This is a genomic window from Fodinibius saliphilus (assembly GCF_005869845.1).
In the GTDB taxonomy this organism is placed as follows: Bacteria; Bacteroidota; Rhodothermia; order Balneolales; family Balneolaceae; genus Fodinibius; species Fodinibius saliphilus.
The window spans coordinates 355533-376036 of sequence record NZ_VAWF01000002.1 but is presented as its reverse complement, the minus strand read 5'-3'; the positions used below and the strand labels follow the sequence as shown (position 1 = coordinate 376036).

At 40.4% G+C, this 20504-nt stretch carries 20 protein-coding genes; 8 read left to right on the top strand and 12 right to left on the bottom strand.

The window, feature by feature from the left end; translation table 11 throughout:
• Positions 1-18 precede the first annotated feature (18 nt).
• The gene (locus tag FCN14_RS09710) at positions 19-426 is read right to left on the bottom strand and encodes a GNAT family N-acetyltransferase (protein ID WP_138431085.1); all 408 of its coding nucleotides are present in this window, start codon (positions 424-426) and stop codon (positions 19-21) included.
• Positions 386-841 (bottom strand): nitroreductase family protein, encoded by a 456-nt coding sequence (locus FCN14_RS09705; protein WP_138431084.1) that lies wholly within the window; start codon positions 839-841, stop codon positions 386-388. The genes FCN14_RS09710 and FCN14_RS09705 overlap by 41 nt, the downstream gene beginning before the upstream one ends.
• Before the next feature lie 180 nt (positions 842-1021).
• Here FCN14_RS09705 and FCN14_RS09700 point away from each other — a divergent pair, with 180 nt between their 5' ends.
• The 5 genes from FCN14_RS09700 (at position 1022) to FCN14_RS09680 (ending at position 5788) form a co-directional block, all read left to right on the top strand.
• Positions 1022-1444, top strand: coding sequence for a BP74-related protein (locus FCN14_RS09700; RefSeq protein WP_138431083.1), 423 nt, complete (start codon positions 1022-1024; stop codon positions 1442-1444).
• A gap of 175 nt (positions 1445-1619) precedes the next feature.
• Positions 1620-2141 carry a ComEA family DNA-binding protein gene (locus tag FCN14_RS09695; RefSeq protein WP_138431082.1) on the top strand — a complete coding sequence of 174 codons (522 nt, stop codon included), beginning with the start codon at positions 1620-1622 and terminating at the stop codon, positions 2139-2141.
• Positions 2142-2573, top strand: a complete 432-nt coding sequence (locus FCN14_RS09690) for a hypothetical protein (protein ID WP_138431081.1) — start codon at positions 2142-2144, stop codon at positions 2571-2573.
• A 218-nt stretch (positions 2574-2791) separates the two neighbouring features.
• Positions 2792-3688 (top strand): DUF72 domain-containing protein, encoded by an 897-nt coding sequence (locus FCN14_RS09685; RefSeq protein ID WP_138431080.1) that lies wholly within the window; start codon positions 2792-2794, stop codon positions 3686-3688.
• Between the two features lie 561 nt (positions 3689-4249).
• Positions 4250-5788 carry a SulP family inorganic anion transporter gene (locus FCN14_RS09680; protein WP_138431079.1) on the top strand — a complete coding sequence of 513 codons (1539 nt, stop codon included), beginning with the start codon at positions 4250-4252 and terminating at the stop codon, positions 5786-5788.
• 40 nt (positions 5789-5828) lie between these two features.
• Here FCN14_RS09680 and FCN14_RS09675 read toward each other — a convergent pair whose 3' ends face one another.
• From FCN14_RS09675 to FCN14_RS09650, 6 genes are all read right to left on the bottom strand, one after another.
• Complete coding sequence (locus FCN14_RS09675) at positions 5829-6677, bottom strand: bifunctional transcriptional activator/DNA repair enzyme AdaA (protein WP_212747612.1); 849 nt, start codon at positions 6675-6677, stop codon at positions 5829-5831.
• 61 nt (positions 6678-6738) lie between these two features.
• Positions 6739-7359: an FMN-binding negative transcriptional regulator gene (locus tag FCN14_RS09670; RefSeq protein ID WP_138431078.1), complete on the bottom strand. Its 621-nt coding sequence runs from the start codon at positions 7357-7359 to the stop codon at positions 6739-6741.
• 446 nt (positions 7360-7805) lie between these two features.
• The gene (locus FCN14_RS09665) at positions 7806-8303 is read right to left on the bottom strand and encodes a DinB family protein (RefSeq protein ID WP_138431077.1); all 498 of its coding nucleotides are present in this window, start codon (positions 8301-8303) and stop codon (positions 7806-7808) included.
• Between the two features lie 365 nt (positions 8304-8668).
• Positions 8669-9628 carry a helix-turn-helix transcriptional regulator gene (locus FCN14_RS09660; protein WP_138431076.1) on the bottom strand — a complete coding sequence of 320 codons (960 nt, stop codon included), beginning with the start codon at positions 9626-9628 and terminating at the stop codon, positions 8669-8671.
• Positions 9629-9640: 12 nt separating this feature from the next.
• On the bottom strand, positions 9641-10189 hold the full coding sequence (locus FCN14_RS09655) for a DUF1697 domain-containing protein (RefSeq protein ID WP_171032878.1): 549 nt from the start codon (positions 10187-10189) through the stop codon (positions 9641-9643).
• The gene (locus tag FCN14_RS09650; protein ID WP_138431074.1) at positions 10182-11483 is read right to left on the bottom strand and encodes an Nramp family divalent metal transporter; all 1302 of its coding nucleotides are present in this window, start codon (positions 11481-11483) and stop codon (positions 10182-10184) included. The genes FCN14_RS09655 and FCN14_RS09650 overlap by 8 nt, the downstream gene beginning before the upstream one ends.
• Positions 11484-11753: 270 nt before the next feature.
• On the opposite strand from FCN14_RS09650, the gene FCN14_RS09645 reads away from it, so the two are divergent.
• The 3 genes from FCN14_RS09645 to FCN14_RS09635 all read left to right on the top strand — a co-directional run bounded on the left by FCN14_RS09645 (position 11754) and on the right by FCN14_RS09635 (position 16448).
• Positions 11754-12884: a baeRF7 domain-containing protein gene (locus FCN14_RS09645; protein ID WP_138431073.1), complete on the top strand. Its 1131-nt coding sequence runs from the start codon at positions 11754-11756 to the stop codon at positions 12882-12884.
• Between the two features lie 139 nt (positions 12885-13023).
• Entirely contained in the window at positions 13024-15639 is a 2616-nt protein-coding gene (locus tag FCN14_RS09640; protein ID WP_138431072.1) for a M14 family zinc carboxypeptidase, read from the top strand.
• 146 nt (positions 15640-15785) lie between these two features.
• Positions 15786-16448 (top strand): AsmA family protein, encoded by a 663-nt coding sequence (locus tag FCN14_RS09635; RefSeq protein ID WP_138431071.1) that lies wholly within the window; start codon positions 15786-15788, stop codon positions 16446-16448.
• Between the two features lie 74 nt (positions 16449-16522).
• On the opposite strand, the gene metK is transcribed toward FCN14_RS09635, so the two are convergent.
• The 4 genes from metK to FCN14_RS09615 all read right to left on the bottom strand — a co-directional run bounded on the left by metK (position 16523) and on the right by FCN14_RS09615 (position 20397).
• Positions 16523-17671: a methionine adenosyltransferase gene (metK, locus tag FCN14_RS09630; protein WP_138431070.1), complete on the bottom strand. Its 1149-nt coding sequence runs from the start codon at positions 17669-17671 to the stop codon at positions 16523-16525.
• Positions 17672-17848: 177 nt separating this feature from the next.
• Positions 17849-18853 (bottom strand): Holliday junction branch migration DNA helicase RuvB, encoded by a 1005-nt coding sequence (gene ruvB, locus FCN14_RS09625; RefSeq protein WP_138431069.1) that lies wholly within the window; start codon positions 18851-18853, stop codon positions 17849-17851.
• Positions 18854-18930: 77 nt separating this feature from the next.
• Positions 18931-19758, bottom strand: a complete 828-nt coding sequence (locus FCN14_RS09620) for a tetratricopeptide repeat protein (protein WP_138431068.1) — start codon at positions 19756-19758, stop codon at positions 18931-18933.
• Between the two features lie 93 nt (positions 19759-19851).
• The gene (locus FCN14_RS09615; protein WP_138431067.1) at positions 19852-20397 is read right to left on the bottom strand and encodes an RNA polymerase sigma factor; all 546 of its coding nucleotides are present in this window, start codon (positions 20395-20397) and stop codon (positions 19852-19854) included.
• Positions 20398-20504: the final 107 nt, after the last annotated feature.

The following is a 20504-nucleotide window of genomic DNA, read 5'->3' as shown; positions in this document are numbered from 1 at the left end:
TTTTCTGCAAACTAACTATCAAAGAACGTAATTATAGATCATAAACTGGTCGGCAAAGCCAAGCTGTTCATATAGTCCTTTTCCCATGGTGGAGGCCTGCAGGGTCGCATAATCGGCTCCATCCTCGATAGCCCCGTTTAACACAATACGCACCAACTCATTGGAAAGACCTTGTCTGCGTACGTCCGGTATAATACCCACCCCGTGAATACCGGCCACTTTTCCTGTATGGTGTACCATAGCCATAGCGGTACCTATCGGTTTATCTTGATAGTAGGCCAAGTAGTAGTCAATATCATCTATAGTTTTTTCTAGTATTTCTTTGGAAATACGATAACCAAACGCCTTGGGATAAACCTTTGTCCACTGGTGGTTTTTTTTATTATCAAAAACACGAAAAACCTGAAGGCGGTTTTGGTGTCCCAAAGGCTAAATAGGTTTGTTTGGCCGTCCAGTGTTTAAGCTCCTGCTCTGATTTTTCATTAATTTTGGCTTCCATAAAGTCCCCATAACCTTCCAGTTCGGATAATGGAATATCTTGGGTATTTGATTTTAAAGTTAGAAAATCATCAATGTGCTTGCGATGTACGTCGGTATAGCTACAGAATACGATTATAAGAGAGGCATCTGTAATTTGTTGTGGACCCCAGGAAGCCGACTTTAGTTTTGCCCTGATATCGGGATTTGCAATAATAAAGGCCTTATAAAGTTGGAGACCATAGGATGAGGCTGAAAGCTGTATTGTTTCTTTTATTAGATTGAGATGAGTTTCAGAAACCTTTTTGTTGGGATAGAAAAGTTTTATAGCATAACGCCACTCCAGATTTTTAATAAAGTGCATAGGAAAAATATTTTACAACTGGTTATTTCAGTTTTTCCTAATGTATAGAAAGATTGATCTCGCTTCATTTACATATGTTGATAAGCAAAAAATTATATTTCCAGTTGTTGAAACAACTCAAAGCGAATGAGGCTCTAATCATAGTAGAAAAGTGAACTAGGATTGAAAATAGATAACTTTATGGTAAAAGTTAGTCAATATATAGTTGCTTTAACCTGCTTTTTAATGTTGTGTTCATGCAGTAGCTTAACAGAATCCGGAGATGGAGAACAGGTCTATTTTGAGTTCAAAACTACCGGTGATGAACATTTTTTTGCCAGGACCTCGGACCAAGAAGTAATAAAAAAAGCTCGTGAACAGCTGGCCCGCCCTAAAGAAGAACGTGGACTAATGATAAATGGTGAAATTGCACGTGGCACAGAGCAGAATAATGGATGGAGTTGGCATTTTGTTCCGGATAAATGGAATTTGGTAGAAGTTTCAATGGAGGTGTGCGATGGTAGGCCCAGTTATGTTGAAAAGGAAATTGACTATTGGGTTGATAACGTAGGACGGTTTTGCCCATGGAATTCCAAAGTTATTAAGGAAGTAGGAACTAAATAGCAGAAGAGCTTCTAAGATATCTTATAGATTGAAGCTACCTTACTGCTGCTACGAATATGTTACCATATCTTTATAAAATGTTAAGAAATAACAGCTAGGGGTTGCAGTTGGATCAGAAAACTGTATCTTCAGCTATTTAAACTGAATCTATATAATTAAAAGGGCGAAGGATAACATGAATAATGCGACTGATTATTTTAAAAGTGGGTTAATAGTATTGCTACTGGGAACTATTGTTGCATGTGGTGGAAATACAGAGAAGAAAAAGGAAAAAGAGAGTGAGGAAATTGCTAAGGAACAGGTTGCAGATACTACCTCTACTGAGGCAAAGTTGAATATCAATACTGCATCTGAAGAAGCATTTCGAAAAATTCCTGACGTGGGTGACAAAATGGTACACGAGTTTGAAGAATATCGCCCCTATGTAAGTATTCGTCAGTTCCGTAAAGAGATTGGAAAATATGTTGATGAAGAACAAGTGGCTGCTTATGAAGAATATATCTTTGTGCCTTATCATCGCAATGACAGCGATGCCGCAACATTGCAGCAGATTCCCGGCGTAGATGAAAAGGTAGCTAATGAGCTTATTGAAGGACGTTCGTTTGAAACAAATGAAGCATTTTTTGAGGCTCTCTCTTCACATCTCAATGAAGAGCAAATGAAGACAGCGAAAAAGTATGTAAAAGCTGAAGAATAGATGTCAGCAGAATATACATTACAGCGACTACGGCAGTTTTTACTGCTTATAGTCGCTGCTATTTTTATAGGGACAGCTTTTGAGCTTATCTTGCTTGGTCATACTGAAGAAAGCAAGCAATGGACTCCCTTTCTGGCATCTTTTGTTGGTTTAGTGATAGTCGGATGGGTATGGAAGAGTGCATCTGAAAATTCACTTAAGACCCTGCGATGGGTCATGGGAGGTATATGCCTGGTGTCTTTCTTGGGTATGTACTATCATTTTTCAGGAAACTTTATGTTTACCTTGGAAATTAATCCATCAATGACTTGGACGGAGGCTATCTGGCCGGCGATGACTGGATCTTATCCTTTTTTAGCACCGGGGATTCTGTTTATAGCAGGAATACTGGGCATTGCTGCTACCTACCAACATCCAAAATTAACCACTTAGACTTTTTGTCAAAAGTACTACAAATGGCTCAGAGTGGTTTTTTATCATAGGCTTGTTACATAAATAGGAATGGATAGTCAAGTGAGGCAAAACCATCAATGAGCAATGGTTATGGAAGCAGATAAGTCCAGTAATTTCCAGTGCTTTAATAAACGATCATCGAACCGGTTCTTACGAACTGCATTTACAGGAAATTGTGAAATTAAAAACATATTATCATGAAATTTGGTACCGTTGACGACCCGGGACAAATTGATTTTGCACTCCCAAAAGATCATCCTGAAACAAAGATCGTTCTCAATGAAAACGGCAATTCAGCAGATCCTGATATTTATGTGGGATGTGCCAAGTGGAATCGGAAAGATTTAAAGGGCTTTTATCCCAAAGGAACCAGTGATGAGCTGACCTATTACAGCAGGCAGTTTAATTGTGTAGAGCTTAACGCCACTTTTTATAACATCTTTGATGAAGATCAGGTTAAGAAATGGCATGACAGGGTACCGGGCAATTTCAAATTCTTTCCTAAGGTAAATCGTTATATCAGTCATCTTAAGTGGCTCAATGGCATTGAAAAGCGCACGGATGATTTTATTGATAGCATTGTGCATTTTAAGAAGAAGCTGGGAACTGTTTTCTTGCAGTTACGCGGTAATTTTAAGCCAAAATTCTTTGATCGCGTACAAAACTTTGTGGAGTACTGGCCGGAGGGAATACCGTTGGCCGTAGAGTTTCGGCACCCCGATTGGTTTGATGATAAAAGTATAGCTGATGAATTATATGCCCTTTTTGAGGAAAACAATGTAGCTAATGTAATCACCGATACCGCTGGGCGTCGCGACTTGCTGCACATGCGACTTACCAGTAACGAAGCTTTTATCCGGTATGTAGGTGCAAACCATCCTACCGATGTGCCTCGTTTGGATGAGTGGGTAGAGCGTCTCAAAATCTGGTATGAACAGGGTCTGGAAAATATTTACTTCTTTGTGCATCAGAATAAAGAGAAGAAATCGCCAGAGTTAGCAGCCCATTTTATTAATGAACTCAATAAGGAACTGAATACAGAGCTGGATCTGCCAGATGTTAATGGTAATGGAGATCAGGGCAAACTGTTTTGATGATTAGGTGATCACCGTGTACTAAGCAACTATTGAATTTTATTCATGTGGAATAGGTTATTTTTGATCTATTTTTCCCTTTTGATGCAGTTTTGAAGCTATTTTATCAGTTTTTCTATTGGTAATACGGGAACAAGTTTTTTTATTAAAATTAAAATGTAATAAAAAAGGATTTCCGTAAAGTAATTCAGCTTGGGAGTTTGCATCGCAGAGTATACTAACAATAGCATTGCAGAAGAATGAATATATGGTACTCTTGGGGTTGAGTGGCTGTTTCTGTTTGCTTAGTGCAAAAAGTGATTTTTTAACATTGTACATTCCATGCTGAAATATTTTGCGGCATATATGCAAAATATTGTATATAAGAAACCAAGAGAGAAATTTAATGTAATTCTAAGTAGTCTTTGCTTAGAATAATCCATATCTTTGCTCGCCTCTTATCCCACCTCTTTTTTAACCCCTTAGCGATAAAAAATTCGTTAAAACTAGTCCTTTCTATAAGAGCGGAGGATCTACATCAGAATAGGTAATTTTTAATTTTTATTTCTTTTAGTACAGCACATGGTATTTATTGATCAACTTAAAAACAAAGAGTTTAACCTTAAGAATGAAGTACTTTCAGGCTTAACTGTTTCTCTGGCGCTGGTACCCGAAGCAGTTGCGTTCTCATTGATGGCTGAAGTAAGTCCGCTTGTGGGGTTATACTCAGCATTTATAATTGGATTGATTACAGCTGTTTTAGGTGGACGGCCCGGTATGATATCAGGAGCTACCGGTGCTATTGCCGTAGTAGTGGTAAGTTTAGTAGCGCGTCATGGTATTGAGTACTTGTTTGCAGCAGTAGTACTCATGGGAGCTATTCAAATTTTAATTGGGGTATTACGACTGGGGAAATTTATTCGACTGGTACCGCATGCAGTAATGTATGGTTTTGTAAATGGATTGGCTGCCGTCATATTTATGGCGCAGTTTAAGCAGTTCCAGTATGAGGCTGCTGGTGGTGTGATGCATTGGATTACCGGTATGCCGTTGATAATCATGTTAGGATTTGTGTTACTGACAATGGCTATTATTCACTTTCTGCCCAAATTAACAAAGGCAGTACCGGCATCTTTAGCTGCAATCCTCGTTGTTTCCGGTATTATTATTTCATTAGATATACCTACTAAAACGGTAGGTGATATTGCTTCAATTTCAGGTGGTCTCCCTTCTTTCCATATCCCAGATATTCCCTTTAACCTGGAAACGTTGATGATCGTTTTTCCCTATTCGTTAATTATGGCACTGGTGGGACTTATTGAGAGTTTGTTAACCCTAGCTGTGGTTGATGAGATGACGGAAACCCGGGGACGTGGTAATAAAGAAAGTGTAGCTCAAGGCATTGCTAACACTGTTTGTGGCTTCTTTGGAGGTATGGGCGGTTGTGCAATGATTGGTCAGAGTATTATTAATGTGAGCTCCGGTGGGCGTAACCGTATTTCAGGTGTAGTAGCAGCAGTGGCATTATTATTATTTGTGTTAATGGGATCTTCTTTGATCGAGCAGGTACCCATGGCAGCGCTGGTAGGCCTTATGTTTATGGTAGCCATCGGAACATTTGAGTGGGCCAGCCTACGAATGTTTAAGAATGTGCCTCATACTGATTTTATAGTGATGATTACTGTGGCCCTGGTTACGATTTTCTTTCATAACCTAGCTGTTGCTGTATTAATTGGAGTCGTGATTTCGGCTCTTAAGTTTGCTTGGGAAAATGCTCTTCGTATTCGGGCACGTAAACGAATTGATGATGACGGGATAAAGCACTATGAAATTTACGGTCCATTATTTTTCGGATCGGTAGGACTCTTTCAGGAGAAGTTTAAAATTGAGGATGATCCCGATGAAGTGATTATCGATTTCGAAGAGTCTCGGGTTGTGGATCACTCAGCTATTGAAGCACTTAATAAAGTAACAGAACGCTATGCCAAGGTGGGTAAGAAAGTGCACTTAAAGCACCTTAGCTCAGACTGCCGAGACATGCTCGACAATGCTTCGGCCATTATTGATGTTAACTACTGGGAAGATCCTAAGTATAAGTTGGTTTCCGATGAGCTGGCATAATGTCTGGTTAGATATATATGTACGGTCTCCTGGCATAGGACTATGAGCGTTGGCTTGCTGCCAACTCCCAGCCGATAATGGCCTGCTTGCGGGTACTCCCCCATCGGTATTGCCCTATCTTGCCAACTTTGCGAATGACCCGGTGACAGGGTATTAGGTAGGCCACGGGGTTGTTAGCAAGGGCCGTACCAACGGCGCGTGAGGCTTTTGGTTTATTGATGGCACGGGCAACATCAGAGTAAGAGGCCAATTGTCCCACCGGGATTTTTAGGAGGGCCTCCCAGACCTTCAGTTGAAAATCAGTGCCCCGGATATGAGCTTTTACTTTGTTGAGGTTTCCTTGGTGACTCGTTAATCCGTGCTGCAAATTTTCAATGTGTTCATCCTTTGCCTCCCCGATGCGTGCATTGGCCCAACGCATTGCAAGTTGTTTTAAGGCACGGTCCTCATCATCAACAAAACTGAGATGGCAAATGCCTTTACCGGTGGAGGCTATTAAAGTGGGACCAAATAAGCTTTCTCCGAACTGATAATGAATATTAAGTGCCTTTCCCTCCTCTTTATACTCACCGGGTGTCATCCCTTCAATTTTTACGAATAGGTCGTGTAGGCGGCTGCTGCTTGAAAGTCCGGTCTGAAAAGTAGCTTCTGCAATCGTCTTATCATTTTGCAGTATTTCTTTGGCATGATTTATACTGATATACTGTAGGAATTTTTTTGGCGTTATCCCAGCCCATTTTTTAAACATTCTGTGAAAGTGATAGGGACTTAGGTTTATGGCTTCGGCTATATCATCCAGGTTCGGCTGCTCGTTGGCATGTTCGTTAATATATTTGATGGCCTTACCCACACGTTCATAATTGATCATTGTTGTAAACCTTGTTGCCATTTCACATCAAATTAAGCAGATTATGCAAAGTTAAAATCCGATTCTTGCGCTTTTACTCAGATTAATCATTTTGTGACCTTTTCATAGCTTTTGCCACTCCCCGACTCTGGTGGTCCCCCCTTTCCATTAATTTTTTAATGATGTTATTATGATCTTCTTCACTTTTATTTTGACTCAACTTGTATGAAGCCTCAATCATATCGATCGATATTTCAAACCCAAAGATTCCTTTTAGCTGCGGTTCCACTACCTTGTCCGGCAATGATTCCATAGAAACTGGACATTCTGAGTTTTGTTCATATTTATCTATTAATCGTCGTAGCGATTCTCGTAAGGTATCCTCAGTGAGTTCCGTTAATTCGCCATAAATATGTACAGCCCGGTAATTCCAGGTAGGCACTTCCGGTTCTTGATACCACGAGGAGGAGATATAGCTGTCATGATCTTTAAATATTGCTAATACATCATGATGCTTTTCAAATGTTTTCCATTGTCGGTTGCCCCGCGCCAAATGTCCCCAAAGTACGGTATCACCATCTAAATTAGTTTCCAGTTCAATAGGGATATGAGAAGCAACGGGATACACATCGCCTATACTTACTAAGGTTGCAAAGCTATACGTTTTAATAAATTGCTGGAGTTCATCCCAGTCGTCTTGGTTGTAGTGTTTGGGCGTGTACATAAGGAAATCAACTTATCAGTTCAGGCGTTCAATTTGAAATAGACAACAACCATCGATGCCATGTTCAAGCCCTGAAACAAGATCAGGATAACAAGGTTGTTAGTTTAAATAATCTATGACGCAGGTGTATTTAGGAAACTTCAGGTTTAGAAAAAATGGCCCTCCAAAGCTTTTGATAGTTTTATAGTATGAAGAATTGCGGTACTAAAGTAAAGTTTAAGCAATCTCATAGAGATAAAAAACAAAGTTAGTTTGCATGGCGGGGTGTCTCTGCTGACCAAGCATGCCCGTTTAATTTCCGTGATGATAGGTGACGGGAATTACTATTTTCTGATACTGAAGTATTAAGAGTACCGTTTTGAGGATGGTTGATAGAAAACTGGTCCAAACCACAGACTTGAACCAGTTGTGAGAACGAAAAGTGAAGAGTCTTGCAAGAAAGAATATTAAAATTCTTGATTATTCGCTGTGGGACCATAACTGTTTGGAACTGGAATATCCAGCAATCGGAAATAAACACCCAGTTGGGCCCTGTGGTGAATTATCTGGTTAAAAGAGTGTCGGATAACGCCATGCTTGGGCAGTTCTATGAGTACTTGGTCACCGTTGCACATGGTCCATGTTGGTAAGAGGTCTTCTTCAATTGCGTTTTCCAGTGCCTTATTTGCTTTTGCTACAGATTCTTCGAGAAGGGACAGCAATCCATTAGTATCCTTAACAGGAGTAGGTTCATATTCATCTTCTGCAAAGTCCAGCACTCGGGTAGTTAATGCAGTTTCTATCCAACCTGGTATTTCTGCTATATGGATTGCCAGTCGTTGCATAGACATGCTTTTATCATGTGGTTTCCAGTCAAATTTGTCAACAGGTACAGCTTCCAGAAACTGGCGGGTAACTTTTACTTCTTGCTCAAGTTCTTGGATAAATAAGGGTATCAATTCCATTGGTATAGGATTGTATTTTAATTTAAATAATTAGTTGTTGCCTTGAACATAATAGCCAGTTATGACAACCCTATGTCAATGCCGATATATTTTTTAAAGGGGGAAACGTCATTATTGGAATGGTTAATTTTTGGGAATTTAAAACTACAAAAGTACTCTGAGTTTCACCGTTTCCAATAGGTTTTTATCGGGTTCCTTTTACTGTTTGAAGTTGATTACCCATGGTTTCGTGATAGTTTTATATTAGCAGTTTTATTTTCTACTACTAAGACTAGACAGCAAGTCGGCATGTGACAAATGCTAGTCAGCAGTTATTGGACTGAACAAGAAGAGATAAATTGTAACAGGAAGGAGTAGTAACTTATTTATTTAGCATTATGGTGTTGATACAGCCCTTTACTCAATTTTTTGATCTTTTCTTTGAGACTATTGGGCTCTTGAATGGTAGCACCTTTGCCCCATACCAACAGCCAGCGGGCAAAGTACTCCATTGATGAAATCAGGAAAGTCATAAGGACGCCCTCCTCTACCGTTACTTCTGATGTCCACCCGTGATAATACTTTTGATCGCCCATATAGCGTATCATCTTATTATTAAATAATACTTTAACTTCATCTAAGTCTTCTTGTTTTCGAAGACTTTGTTCCGAAAACTCTTTTAGTGTATGGGGTGAAGGGTCGGGGATTTCTTTTGAGGTTTTTTTAAACTCCTTAATCCGGTCAATACGAAACATACGGTAGTCCTTACGCAGCCGACACCAGGCAGCAAAGTACCAATGGTTACTTCGCAGTAATAAACCCAGCGGTTCTACATTGCGACGCGTGTTTTGATCTTTATAGGGAGAGTAGTAATTAATGCTTACAACCTGTTTTTTAACAAGGGCATCTTGTAAAAAGCTAAAGACACGGTGGTGTGTATTGGTTGGTTTTTTATCATGATATGGCAGTGTTTTGATACGCTGGTCCAGGGTATCGAGGTATTCTTTCTCTTGGTTTCGTAATACCGAACGTATTTTATCCAGGGCAGAGGTGTAGGATTCACCCAGCTGGGTGTCACGCCACTTTTGCATTAGTCGTTCTCCAGATAGTAAAGCGGCAGCTTCTTGTTTATTAAACATTACTGGGGGCAGGTGATACCCTTTAACAATAAAATAACCTCTTCCCTGTTCCGAACCAATAGGCACTCCGGCTTCTTGCAGAGCACGCAGATCGCGGTAAACCGTACGATTACTGATATCATATCGTTCGGCCAGTTCTTCTACTGTTACACGTTTTCGTCCCTGCAGATATATGATAATTGCAGTAAGCCGGTCAATTCTATTCATAGCAAACTACCGTTATTCAGATGAGACTAAGTTCAAAACTTTACTAATGGTGCGCAGGTTTCTGTTGGTTCCTGCAACGCTCAGTTGTTTCTCCATAAATCGATTTGAAAACTGCGGCTTTCGGTCCGCTTTTTTATTTATAATGCTATAGACCTCAGAACCAACCACTTTAAAGGTTTCAACGTCATTGGACTGACTCTCCAATTGATCTTTAGACTCATCATCAGGTTTTTGGGCAAGAAATGTGATATATCCTTTCCAGTCTTCTTTAATATCAAAAGGAAAATCGGCTCGAATTTTTTTCAGTGTAGAAAAGGATCTAATAATAACCGGTACCTCATAGCCAAATGATTCTTTAATTTGCTCTTGTATGAGATGGCCAAGTTGATCGGTTTGATGAGAATCTGAAACATCGAAGAGCACATTACCACTTTGTATATAGGTCTCAACCTTTTTAAATCCCAACAGCAAAAACATCTGTCGCAGGTCTTCCATTTTCAGTGGTCGATGCCCGCCAACGTTGATACCGCGAAGAAATGCTATGTATGTTTTTTTATCCAAAGCGTATAATCCAATAAATATAAAGCAGAGCAAAGCCGGTGAGGAAAATAATGCCACTCCAACTTAACCACTTGAGCCATGGTTTGGGTTTGCAGTCAGCTGGCATATGTTCAGCTGTTACTAAACGGTAGTTAAGGTATGCCAGTACGGGGGCGGTTAAGAACGAAAGCGTGGTTGCCAAATCTACCATCAAAGTAAAGGAGTCGCCCAGAAAATACAGCACACCCAGAGAAAGAGCTGATATGATAATTAGTAAGAGTCGATATAGCCTAAGGTTATCTTTTTCATCAAAAGTTTGGGGCATAAGTACTTCCAGCATGCGCCGACTTACGCGGGGATAGGCATCGGTAACAGTTAGTGTAGTGCTAAACATGGTAGTGAAGGCAGCAATAATAATGACGGTATATGCCCAATTTCCGAGGCTTTCGGTATAGAGTCCAATGAGTTGGCCAGCAAAGACGGCTCCACTGCTGGCGTATTCTTCGCCGCTGCCATACATCACGAGAGCGCCCAGTAGTAGGAAGCCCAATGCCAGTACAGCTGCTCCTATATATCCTATATTAAAATCAAGCAGGGATTCTTTTAGTTTGGGCCGGTACTGGGTTTGCTTTTCGCGTTCCAGGGTCCATAGTGAATGCCAGGCCGAGGCGTCAATAGGAATAGGCATCCACCCCATAAGGGCAATAAGGAAAGAGACTCCGGCTATATCCCATATACTTGGGTAGTAATCGGCTACTTGTTGCTGTCCCCCCTGAAACAAGGCAGCACCTACCGCAACAACAGTAGAAAGGGCAAGTACAATCATAATTAATTTTATTGCACCATCAAGTGCCGAATATTGCCCTGACATAAGAAGTAGAATACAGATTGCCAGTAAGATAGCGCTCCAGAGTACGGGAGTTAGCGCTATGCCGGTAAGTTCAGCTGCAAGGCTGGCACTTACGATCGTAACAGCTGCTTGAACAGCAAACATTGTCCCGATAGTAAAGGCTACAAAAATGCCAATTGCCCAGTTTCCCAGTCGTTTATAGCCTTCAATCATACTTTCGCCGGTGGCAATGGCATAGCGGGGACCGTACTCAAGAAAAGGATACTTAAAAATATTCGCTAATACTACGGCCCAAATGAGGGCAAAACCGTATGAAGCCCCTGCCCGCGTAGATTGCACTAGATGAGACACACCAATTGCAGCTGCAGCCATAAGCAAGCCCGGTCCCAGGCTTTGCTTTATTCCATCCCACGGCTTAATCTCTAGTTTCTTTTCTTGAACAGGATTGTTTTGAGAGTCCTCCATATTGAATATTTTTTAAATTGGCCGACGTTGAAAACAACGATAATAAAATTGGAGGCAAAATTAAATTTGGATCTATTTATATGCTGAAAAATTTTCCTTTTTTCTCATTAAATACATTGTAATATGTACTGGCTTATTCGTTATAATACTATCGCAGCTGATAAAAAAATGTTCAAAATTTAGTTAAGATAAATGTGAATCTTTACTTCTGAAGAACTGTTTTTATCAAATCAGCAAGGTGTTAATATTTAATTATTGTTGGAGGTATCTATGATTACTCGTGAAGACATCCTCAATCTTGCCGAAAAAGAACAAGATATATGCATTTCTATCTATTTGCCTACGCACAAAATGGGCGAAGAAGTGCAACAGGATCCTATTCGATTAAAAAATTTATTAACTGAGGCAAAAGAACAGCTCAAGGAGCATAAAGTAAAAGAGCAACGTATAAAAAACGTACTCAAAGAACCAACAGACCTGCTAGATAAACCAATGTTCTGGCAACATAATGATAAAGGATTGGCCCTATTTATAACCGAGGATGATTTCGAATATCACCGGGTACCTCACAGCTTTAAAGAACGGGTGATGGTGGATGACCATTTCCTTATTACTCCATTGGTACCTATGATATCATTAGAAGGCTCCTTTTGCATATTGGCTCTGAGTCAAAAGAAGGTGCGATTGCTGCGGTGTTCTCGGGCTGAGGTGACGGAAATTGAGTTGGAAGACTCTCCCAAAAATATGGAAGAGTTCAAAAAGTATGATGTATATGAGAAAAATATTACATCAGCAGGCAGTGGAGGGTCCGAAAGCATGTTCCACGGCTGGGGAGACGGATCGGTAGAAACAGACTATGTCGAAAACTATTTAAAAACCATTGAAAATGAAGTTACCTCTATATTGCGAAAGCGAAACGATCCGTTGGTATTAACAGGTATCAATGAGGCTGTGGCACTATATCGAAAGGCAAACCATTATAGCCGAATAATGGATGAGACTATTTCTGGTAATCCAGATCCTAAAAGTAATGAGGAAATAAAGGACGAGGGGTGGGAGATAATTCAATCATATTTCTTGAAAGATATGTATGATGATATCAAACGCTTTGGGGATTTATCTGGATCCGACAAACAGTCAGATAATCTTACAAAAATTGTTGAGGCTGCTTATTATGGTAAAGTGGAGTCTCTCTTCGTTCCAATCGGTGAGCATAGCTGGGGCTGGTTTGATACTGAACGCGATGTTGTACATCACAGTCCTAAGCCCAAGAACGGTGAACACGACCTGATTAATATGGCAGCTATTAAGACTCTTACCCAAAGTGGTAATGTTTATGCCTTAGATAAAGAAGATATGCCAAATGATTCTTCAATCGCAGCTATCTTCAGGTATGCTTAGTAATAAAAAATAGTTTTTAGAATAAAAGGGCATTGTCTTAACGGGCGGTGTCCTTTTATTTTTTAAAACATTTTTCATTTATAACCTTTACACTAAAGGGAAAACTAACTTTTGTTCAAAATTTTAAAATAGCAGACTTATGAGATTTTATACGCTTTTGCTTGGCTTTTTCACTCTACTGCTTTCTACAAGTGTGTATGCACAGAATCCTGCTGAGGCTGAAGCCTCCATGGACTATTATTTACCACAGGATGTAACATATAATGCTGAAATACCTACTCCGGAAGAGGTGCTAGGAACAGTACCTGGGAAATGGCATGTACGCCACGACCAGCTTGTAAAGTATATGCGATCTGTAGCTGAGGCTTCTGACCGTGTTACACTGCACAAATTTGCAAAAACGTACGAAGACCGTCCTCTGATCTATTTGACAATTACTTCAGCTTCAAATCACCAGAATATTGAACAAATTAGAAAGAACCATGTAGCACTCACAGATCCTGGGCGTTCGGAGCAATTGGATACTGAAAATATGCCGATTGTAATGTATTGGGGATATAGTATTCACGGAGATGAATCAAGCGGTTCAAATGCTTCTTTGTTAGTGGCTTATTATTTGGCAGCAGCCCAGGGCAAAGAGATTGAACAAAAGCTTAAAAACAGTGTAATATTATTAGACCCAAGTCTAAACCCCGATGGACTTAATCGGTTTGCCAGCTGGGCGAATACGCACAAAAGTAAAAATCTGGTAAGTGATCCTAATAGCTTGGAGCTAAACCAACGGTGGCCAAGCGGGCGTACAAATCACTACTGGTTTGACCTAAACCGCGACTGGATGTTGGTACAGCATCCCGAGAGTCAAGGACGTATTGATAACTTCCATAAGTGGAAACCCAATATTTTGACTGATCACCACGAGATGGGGACCAACTCTACCTTCTTTTTTCAGCCGGGAATACAGTCACGGACTCATCCTATTACCCCGGAGCAAAATCAGAGTTTAACCAAAGCAATTGCTGATTATCACGCCGAACAGCTGGATAATGAGAAGCGACTGTATTACTCACAAGAAAGTTTTGATGACTTTTACTATGGAAAAGGCTCCACTTACCCAGATGTCAATGGTGGGATCGGTATCTTATTTGAGCAGGCCAGTTCTCGGGGACATGCCCAAGAGAGTGTGCATGGAGAATTGAAGTTCCCTTTTACTATTAAAAATCAATTCCTGACTTCACTTTCAACCTTGGAAGCAGCTCAGAATTTACGCCAGGAAATTTTGAACTATCAGCGGAGTTTCTTCCAGGAGTCCAAGCGAAAGGGAGAAAATGCTGACATTGAAGGATACGTTTTTGGAACGCCCCATGATAATGCCCGGACCCATCATTTCGTAGAGATGCTAAAGCGACACAAGGTGGAGCTTTATAGGTTAGCAAAGAATATTAAAACAGATGGAGAGTCATTTGAGGCAAACTCTTCTTTTGTTATTCCTTCGGATCAGAAACAGTATAGATTTGTGAAGGCACTATTTGAACGCCGTACTTCATTTTCTGATAGTCTATTTTATGATGTTTCTACATGGACGATGCCCTATGCTTTTAATTTGCCATTTGCCGAACTTGAGGGCCGTGATTACAGTGATAATTTTCTTGGTAAGAAAGTAGAGGGACTTCCGGAGTTTCCGGAAGGGCAAATAGTAGGTGATAGAAGTGAGTATTCTTATGTGTTTGAATGGGATGAGTATTATGCGCCCAGGGCTTTAAATCGCCTGCAGGAAGCAGGAGTGCGTACGAAGGTAGCATCCAAGCCGTTTACTGCTATTACTGCTAATGGTACCCAAAAGTTTGACTATGGAACCGTGCTGGTGCCGGTAGGCCCGCAATATTTGGATAGTTCAGAAATCCATGCTCTGATGAAAAAAGCTGCGAATAAAGATGGATTGACCGTATATGCCGTTGACAGTGGGCTCACCCCCCGCGGTATTGATCTCGGCAGTGGTTCTTTTGAAGATCTGGAACAACCCGAAGTGGCAGTACTAGCCGGAGAAGGGGCAAGTTCATATGAAGTGGGTGAAGTCTGGCATCTGCTGGATCAGCGTTATGATATGACTCCCACCCTTTTCCCCCCGGACCGTCTTAACTTCGCAGATCTCAGCCGGTATAATGTTATTGTTATGGTTAATGGTGGATATGGGAACATATCTAAGCAAGCTGTTAGCCAAATAAAACAATGGATACAAAATGGTGGAACACTCATTACCACTAAGTATGCTAATAATTGGGCCAAGAGAAATGAGTTGGCAAATATTGAATTTGCTAAAGAAGATGAGTCGGAAGATGAAGGAAAGAATGTGACTCCCAAACCGTATGCAGAGATGGATAAAGCACGCGGTGCTCAGTATATCGGAGGTAGCATTTTTAATACAAAGTTAGATTTAACACATCCCTTGGGATATGGCTATAACGATGATGATTTGACGGTATTTAGAAATAGCACCTTGTTCTTAGAAAAGGCAGAAAACCCATATGCAACGCCTCTCTATTACACCGAAAATCCGTTGGCCAGTGGATATATTTCGGAAGAGAACTTAGAAAATCTATCCGGAACAGCTGCTATTATTGTCAGTGATGTAGGAAGCGGTCGCGTTATTTCAATGACCGATAACCCTAACTTTCGTGCCTTTTGGTATGGCACTAATAAACTATTTATGAATGCGGTCTTTTTCGGCCAAACGATTGATGGAAGTTCTGGAAACTAACTGATAGTTTTTTACAGCAGTAAGGGCATAGAATTAAATCTTAATTCTATGCCCTTTTTATTTTTCAATACTTTGGTCTAACCCTCTTATATTTGGGGAGCAGAGAAATGAAACAATATTACCTTAATTTTCAATAATCCGTTTTTATGAAACCAGTTTTTCAAGTTCTTTTTGGCTTAATAATTACTGCAACTATTGGGGCCGTTATTCTTTCTCTCAGTGTTGACAGTATGGTTAAGTCCAATATTGAAAGTACTACCTCAGAAATGTTAGATACATCTGTAGAGGTAGAGGATGTGACCATTTCAATATTAAATGGGAAGGGTTCAATCAAGGGTATTACCATTCATAATCCAGAGGGATTTAGTGAAAACCCTGCTGTTAAGTTGCAGCAAATAACGTTGGAAATTGACCCTTATTCGCTTTTTTCAGAAACGGTGAGGGTTAAAGAAATTCGTATTGAAAACCCAGAACTTTATTTTGAACAAAAGGTAATCGGTAGTAATCTCAATGCGTTAAGTGATGAGTTGGGAGGGGACTCCTCTTCAGATACAAACGTAATTGTTGATCACCTTTTGATAGAAGATGGCCGGTTAACATTAACAACAGATATAGGTGAAGAAAAATCAGTTCAGGGTGCTTTTTCTAAAATTGAAATTGAAGGCATCGGAAAAGAAGGAAATGATACAATGGAGCAGGTCGTGGAACAGATTCTTAAACCGATTCTTGAAGAAGCTACTAAAGAAGCAATTAAACAAGGGCTGATGGATGAAGCGAAAGATACTGTCAAAGAGTTATTGGACGGCTAACAAGATTTTAGTCTTAAAAAAGAAAAGGAGTCATCCCGTTTGGAGATGACTCCTTTTTTATTGTCTGAAAAGGATTAAAGAGCATTTTGGATCTTGTCGGTATAATCCAGCTTTTCCCACGGAAACTCTTCGCGTCCAAAGTGCCCGTATGCTGCTGTTTTTGAATAAATGGGACGCAGCAAATCAAATCTACTTATGATGCCACTTGGGGTTAGGTCAAATGTTTTCTTAATGGCATCAGCCAATTTAATATCTTCAACTTTGCCCGTACCATAGGTATCAACATTCACAGAAACCGGTTCTGCAATGCCAATAGCGTAGGCCAGCTGTACCAAGCATTCATCAGCAAGACCGGCACCTACAATATTTTTTGCGATATGCCGTGATGCATATGCTGCACTGCGGTCTACCTTAGAAGGATCTTTTCCGGAAAAAGCACCTCCACCGTGACCTCCTCGTCCACCGTAGGTATCAACAATGATCTTACGACCTGTAAGGCCGGTGTCGCCATGTGGGCCGCCAATTACAAATTTACCTGTAGGGTTAACATGCAGAATTGTTTCTGGATCCATTAGTTCTTCAGAAATTACTTCTGGAATAAGATGTTTCTTTAAGTCCTGTTTGATTTGGGGTTGAGAAACATCTTCATCATGTTGCGTAGAAATAACGATGGTATCAATACGCTTGGGGTCACCATTTTCATCATATTCAACCGTAACCTGGCTTTTACTGTCGGGTGCCAGATATGGTAGAAGGGTCGTGTTTTTACGAATGTGAGCGAGTTTGCGCAGCAGATCGTGGGAATACTGCAGGCTCATTGGCATATAGGTATCGGTTTCTGTTGTAGCATAGCCGAACATCATTCCCTGATCACCGGCACCCATTTTCTTGTCATCTCCTTCATCCACTCCTTGAGCAATATCAGGACTTTGTTGGTGGATTGTGGTTAAAACACCACAAGACTCCGAATCAAACCGGTATGAGTTTTTCGTATATCCAATGTCGCGTATGACTTGTCGGGCTATCTCTTGTACATCTACATAAGCGTCAGTAGTAACTTCGCCGGAGATTACTGCAAGTCCGGTTGTTACTAATGTTTCTACTGCTACTCTAGATTCGGGATCCTGCGAAAGCATGGCATCAAGAATAGAGTCAGAAATTTGATCAGCAACTTTATCAGGATGTCCCTCAGAGACAGATTCAGAGGTAAAGAGGTTCTTCATTATTAATACAAAATTCGTGAAAAGGTTGTCAGTTATAAAGCCCTTGAAGCTACAAAAAACTCTTTAATGTTGCAGATAAATTGCCATTAGAATTAATAGAGCACTTTTAATAACTCATAAGAACCGGATGATGGCGTTGTTTGGATTTATAAAAACACAACGCCGCTGCTAAATACGCTATTCATTTTCTTCTTCAGGAGGAGTTACACCCAAATATTCAAACGCTTTACGGGTAGTAATACGCCCTTTGGGAGTACGTTGCAAGAATCCTTCTTTAATAAGGTAGGGTTCATAGACCTCTTCAATAGTCCCCTTGTCTTCGCCAACAGCAACACCAAGAGTACCCAGCCCTACCGGCCCCCCATCATAATTTTCGATAATAGCTTTGAGTATGCGGATATCCATTTCGTCAAAACCATTTTGATCTACATCAAGAGCATTCAGAGCTTTATCGGCAATAGCATCGTTGATGGTGTCCATATTTTCAACTTGGGCAAAGTCGCGAGTACGCCGAAGAAGTTTGTTTACAATACGTGGTGTGCCTCGGCTACGGCGCGCTATTTCGTGGGCCCCGGTGTCAGTAATACCCATATTCAGAATTGCTGCTGTACGTAGAGCAATACGTTGTAACAGCTCCACGTCATAATAATCCAGTCTCATGTCAATACCAAAACGAGCTCGTAGCGGTGCGGTTAGCAGTCCCTTGCGAGTGGTGGCCCCTACTAGTGTAAACCGGTTTAGTTCAATCTGTATACTTCGGGCATTCGGCCCCGAGTCAATAACAATATCTAGCTTGTAGTCTTCCATCGCGGAATAAAGGTACTCTTCTACAACCGGGTTAAGTCGGTGGATCTCATCGATAAAAAGCACATCTCCTTCTTCGAGATTAGTAAGCATGCCTGCCAAATCGCCCGGCTTTTCAAGTACAGGACCGGTAGTAGGCTTTATTTGAACCCCCATCTCGTTTGCGATGATATGGGCCAGAGTAGTTTTTCCAAGTCCCGGAGGTCCCGAGAGAATTACATGGTCTAGTGCCTCGTCTCGTTTTTGGGCAGCTTGTATAAATACAGAAAGATTTCGAACAACCTTTTTTTGTCCTATAAACTCGCTTATACGAGTAGGGCGGAGGTTTTGCTCAAAATCTCTGTCGCTATCGGAAGCATCTAATAGAGGGTTTTGCAAAATAGTAAACCTAATGAGTTAAGGACGTATTCCAACAGGCAAAATTAACTCATTATTTGCAAAGTATCGAAGCCAGTTTATCCTTCTTTCATTTGCTGGTCAAAATCATCGAAATCGACATTGCCAAGCTCATGGTCCAGTTTTCGCAAGATACGGTAGGCCGGTTTTCGATAGATCCCATCCATAGAATAAGCGGTATGAATAGCTTCTCGCGCTTTTGAAAGTTTCTCCAAATTGATATAGGCATTGCCCATATACCAATATGCTTTCTCTTCGGTAACCGGATTTTCCTCTACATTTTCGACAACTTCCACAAAGGAACTGATTGAAGACTTAAATTCTCCGGAATTGTATTGAATAATACCCTTGTTGAGATAAGCTTTTACAGCAGCTGTTTCATCAGGATACTGGGTGATAATTTTCTCATAGAATTGCATTGCTTCTTTTACATTACCGGAAATTGTTGCTTGAAATCCTCGATTTAATAGTGAATCGGCTGGAGCGATAGTGGCTTTTTGTGATCGCAGAACAGGAGCAGAAGAAATATTTGTAGAAACATCTATATTCTTTAAAGCCATCTCTTGGATTGATTGACTCGTATCCTGTTGCAAAAAATTAATAGCTACCACTAAAATTGCAACTGAGGCTGCAGCAGCAATCCACTTCCATGATTGCTTGAAGGAATAAATGGTATCTTTGTCATTTACTTCCGTTGAGCTCTCATCATCAGAAGAGGTTTCTTCTAGAATCGATTGTACACCTAATTCAGTTTCTAACAGTTTAATATAGTCTGGACGCAACAGAAGTTTTTCCCATAAGGCTTCTACCTGCTCTTCAGTGAGCTTTCCTTTTACATAGGCATCTATTTGCTTTTCCAGTTCTATGTCTCTTGAAATATTGTTCATGAAAAAAGGTTTATTTCGCGCTTGAATTGCTTTATAAGCAATTTAGTGTCAAGGGTCTGTTAGGTAAGACCCTCGGGAAGTCAAATCCTTACATTATAATTTGCTTTTTTTGGTATAGCACTCATTTAACTTTTTAATGATACGATGTTTACGAGTCCAGGTATTACTCACACTGATATCAAAGTGGTTTGCTACTTTTTTTGCCTGGGCATCGGGGTGGTCAAACCAATACTGCATGAATGTCTGGTATTTTTCCTTTAGTTGTTCCATACACAACTTAAGTAACCTCTTCTGTTCTTTATCCAGCAATGACTGGAGTTGACGCGGGTCTTGTTGGTTTCTTGTGGAAATATCTTCAACAGCTTCCGGACGTTTCTTCTTTTGCATCTTCAGGTATGTATTTCTACAGGTAGAAAGAATATAAGAAACAACCTGTTCGGGTTTTTCAATTCGGTCTTCGTTGATGATTTCAATAGAATTTAAGAGCGCATCTTGAGCACAATCTTCAGCATCTGCTTGTGTAGCATTCATATGAATGCGTAAAAAAGCAATAAGGCGAGGGCGAAGAGCTGTAATGAGCTCATTCGCTTTTTTCGTGTCGTTCTCTTGCAGTGCATTTACTAAGTCAGAATAGTCCATGTATAAAATCTTTACCAGTTTGTTAGCAGAGTATAAAGATTTAGTTGCTAATAATCATAAGTATTAAACTTTTATAGTAAATGCGGGAAATATTTACTTTTTTGGGG